Genomic DNA, 4,137 nt, shown 5'->3' with positions numbered 1-4,137 from the left:
TCTGCCCTATTCCTGGAAAAAAATATGATAAATTTACAGCAAGCCAAGGTTCTTTATTAGAAAAAGATTGATTCATTTTTTAACCTTACTTATGATAATTTTACTGACAAAAAATTCCGATAATATTACAGCACATTTTAAAATGGTGAGGTACAGTTGAACATTAATCTCTTTTCCCTGTTGCCTAAAATATAAAAAACTTTATACCTCATCAACTCCAAAACTGCTTTCATTAATGGATAATGGATAATTACCTCGGGTTTTAACTGAGAGGATTGAATATAAGGAATATTTTCTTTGTTTTCCCCTATCCAAGGGGAGGCTTCAAGGCGCGAATTATTTAATTATTAATTATTAATTATTAATTTTTCGGTAAGTTATTTCTCAACTGAAAAAATCATATGAAAATAATATGATTTTTGATAAGTTTAATACCCCACATTCTACAGGTTTTCTAGAATTGGTTTGCTTTTGAATCTGCATCTACCTTTCCCTTCCTCCTGCTCCAAACACAATCAAAAAAGATAGTTACCGAAAAATTAAGGTTTAAAGCCTTTGGGGATTAATTATCAATTATCAATTATCAATTGGTAAAAGATTTTCGAGAAAAATGTAGGAAAAAATTTTTGACTTTTACTTTTCCCTCACTCCCCTACTCAAGATATGGGTTGAAAAATATTTGAGAAATGGTATAAATCTTGTAGGGGTAAAATTTATCAACTTCCCCTACTAACTCCTACAAAAAAAATATAACTCTACAAGATTTTATGAAATTAGTATTATATTAAATCTGCTGAAGTCGGTAGAAAAAAATGTTTCATCTTCAGCAAAGAGTAAATCTTGATAAATTCTGCTCTCTGCTGAATCCTGAATTATAATTAACTATCTAATTATACCAATGCTACTGGATGCGATCTTACTTCTTACTTTTTACTTCTTTTAATCCCAAATCAACAGCAACTCTATGAGCACAAGCAAAACCAGAAAATGCTACAGCATTCAAACCTTGACCAGGAAATGTACTATCTCCAACACAATATAAACCAGGTATTGCAGTGCGATTAAATGGCATTCCTAATAAACCTTTTAATTTACGCTGAGGAATAGGTCCATAAGTTCCATCTTGTCGGTTTAAAAATTTTTGATGGGAGCGAGCTGTTCCTACTTCTATATGATCTAAACTTGCATTTAAACCGGGAAAAATATTTTCTAACCTATTAATAACTCCTTTTGCCGCTACTTCTTTTTTTGCTTCATATTCTTGAGCTGATAATTTTTGCCAGTCTTGCATATAACTAGGTGTAAAAGTATGAACAATATGATATCCTTCTGGCGCCAAACTTGGGTCTAATAATGTAGGAATAGAAACAAAAATTGTACCTTCTGGTGCCTCCATTTTCTCCCAGTTTTCTAAGAGAATATGATGACATTCTGTACCTGGAGGAAATACTTTAGCTTCTACTCCTAAATGCAAGCTTAAAAAACTTGGTGATTTTTGATAATTACTGCGCCATCTCATCTCACTTCGGGGTATATTTTTTTCTGGAACTAATTTGCCAAAAGTATCCCATCTTGTCGCGTTAGAAATAATCCGTTTACCTCGATAAACTCTACCATTAGTTAATTCCACTCCTACAGCTTTTCCGTTTTCGATGATAATTTTTTTGACGCGGGATTTATATTGAATTTCTCCTCCATTTCTCTCCAAACCTTCTACCAATTTTTGCGAAATTTTTCCCACGCCACCTTTAGGATAATTAATACCTCCATAATGTCGGTCAGAAAATACCATCCCAGCATTAATCATCGGAGTTAAATCTGCTGGAACTACTGACCAACAATAACATTCCATATCAATAAATTTTAATAACTGGGAATCATGAATATATCGACGGGCAACATCTCCAACATTTTGGGGCAAATACTTCAATAACCCTAAACAAGACCCAGGATTTTGAAAAAAAGATTTCGAGAGATATTGTAATTCTTCTAAAGATAATAACTCCATGGAATTGAGACAATTAAAGACTGCCCAACATTCATCATAAAATTGTCTAATTCCTTTCCTTTCATGGGGAAACTTTTGAGTTAATTCTTCTATAAACTGTTCATAGTTTTGGTGAACTTTTAACTCTAAATTATCTGGTAAGTGATAATGTATTTGTACCGGATCTGGAATTGTTTCCATACTAACATTCACAGCATCTAAAGCACGAGTAAGTAAATTTGTTGTGCCTTTTTTGCCAAAGCCAAATATCATCGATGCACCAACATCAAATGTGTATCCTTTTCTTTCAAAGAAACCCGAACTACCACCAGGAATAATATAACTTTCTAAGACTATAACTTTGGCTCCTTTAGCTACAAGTTGAGTGGCTGTAACTAAACCACCCATACCAGAGCCAATTACAATTGCATCATATTCAGGTATTGCCAGAAATTTGTCAACTAATGAGGGAGATGTGATAGATTCTGCCATAGTAAACCTTTGATAATTTTCTTAATTTTAATCTATTACTGATAATTTTGATAGTATCAGAACTTAGGCACACCCCACCCAAAAACCCTGATTTTTTCCTAGATATCTATTGTTAAAACCAACCATTTATTGTACTAACCTGGTTTCTTTGTGTCAGTCCTAAGTATGTAAGTATTTCTTGTGGAATGCGGAGCTAACAGCTAGAGCGCCATTAACTTATTCTTTTTGAAGAAAGAATCAGAGTTTAAAGATTGAATGAAAATTAATAGTTACTGTCATTTGCATTCTTTGCTAATCTTTCTAATTAATTACTTGGTGCAGAATTATTACCACCGAAAAGCTAAAATCTGAAGGGTAATATCTGAATGCTTACCTAAGTATTTCATTTGAGTTAATTAGGTTGAGTATATCTAGGGTTGATTAAATTACTGAGATACACAAATTTTTAATTTTGTAAATAATAGGGAATAGAAAAAATACTCTATTTCATTAATATCATAAACTCTAGATCAATACTTAATAAATTAAGAGATTTAGAGGGTATCTTTGAATAATTAATAATTACTTCTTCTGAAAAAGAAGATAATTGTTTACAGCAGTTTTCATTTCAGTAGACCACAGTAGGGGCGATTCGCGAATCGCCCCTGCAGGGTTTTGGTGATGACGATGTGGTTCATCAATCTGAAAAGCGCTGTAAAAGAAAATTTTTTTCTCCTTGAAACGAGAAGCTTTAAACCTTAGTTTTTCGGTAAATAAAATATTAAATCCTGGTGTAAAGTGGGTATGAAAAGCGCAACATGAAAAGGTGCAAGCTTTATAGTTAAACTTAATAGTGAGCTGCTGTAATTCGCCGTAACCTTTGAGCATCCCTTAAGATTTATTTTCTATACCAATTCACTTTAAAGATGTCATAAATACTTTCAAACTATATATGTGAAATAATTTCCTGAAATTACTGTGGTGTCAAAGTTTTGATCCTATAATACCACTTTGAAAAAAGAATCCTACTGGACCGACACACCTTAAATGGTGCGTTAGATGGGGAGTGTGGGAAGGGTGGGAAGTGTGGTCCGGGTGGGGAGAAAAAGACACCTAGAAACAAAAATAAGAGTGCACAGTTTTAGCTGTGTCAGTCTACTACGAAAAGGTAGCTCTTGATCGGATGTGCTGAAAAATAGCTGCTCCAATTCATGTTAGATAGTTATATCTATCGTTTTTCCTTTTTTTTTTGAATGTTTATCTCTTCTTGCTTCTTGCTTCTTGCTTCTTGCTTATTTCTACCATTTGTAGCAAACATTTATAAAATTTGTATAAAATCTAAATGCATGACTTTTGACTTCCGTGAAACGGTATAGATACCTTCTTCAAGATTTGTAGATATCTTTAATATTTGACAAAGTAGGTAGGTGTAAAAAAATCGCAAACTCTGGTGAGGTCAGAGAAAATTTTTAATCACTATCTACAGTTATTATGTTCCCTCTCAAGAATCATTTTCTATTTAATTTAACCCACCTACTTAACAATCTCAATCTTGATAAGAATTGCCTTTAAGAGAGTGAATTCACAAGCAAAGATTAAGGTAGCGTATTGGCTTAATATTCAGTATGTTCGGTGGGTTACGGCGGACAGTTAAGAGTTTAGTGAGACTTACACAATTT

2 protein-coding genes are annotated in these 4,137 nt (G+C 33.0%); both read right to left on the bottom strand.

All coding sequences use genetic code 11. The features are described from left to right. Positions 1 to 916: 916 nt before the first annotated feature. Positions 917 to 2,479 carry a carotenoid isomerase gene (crtH, locus tag F6K22_RS34190; RefSeq protein WP_293108666.1) on the bottom strand — a complete coding sequence of 521 codons (1,563 nt, stop codon included), beginning with the start codon at positions 2,477 to 2,479 and terminating at the stop codon, positions 917 to 919. A gap of 561 nt (positions 2,480 to 3,040) precedes the next feature. Continuing rightward, the gene (locus F6K22_RS34185; RefSeq protein ID WP_293108662.1) at positions 3,041 to 3,346 is read right to left on the bottom strand and encodes a hypothetical protein; all 306 of its coding nucleotides are present in this window, start codon (positions 3,344 to 3,346) and stop codon (positions 3,041 to 3,043) included. Positions 3,347 to 4,137 lie beyond the last annotated feature (791 nt).

The sequence above is a fragment of the Okeania sp. SIO2F4 genome, from assembly GCF_010672385.1.
Taxonomy (GTDB): domain Bacteria; phylum Cyanobacteriota; class Cyanobacteriia; order Cyanobacteriales; family Microcoleaceae; genus Trichodesmium.
Note: the sequence above shows the minus strand (reverse complement) of the source record. Positions and strands in the feature narration are given on the sequence as shown.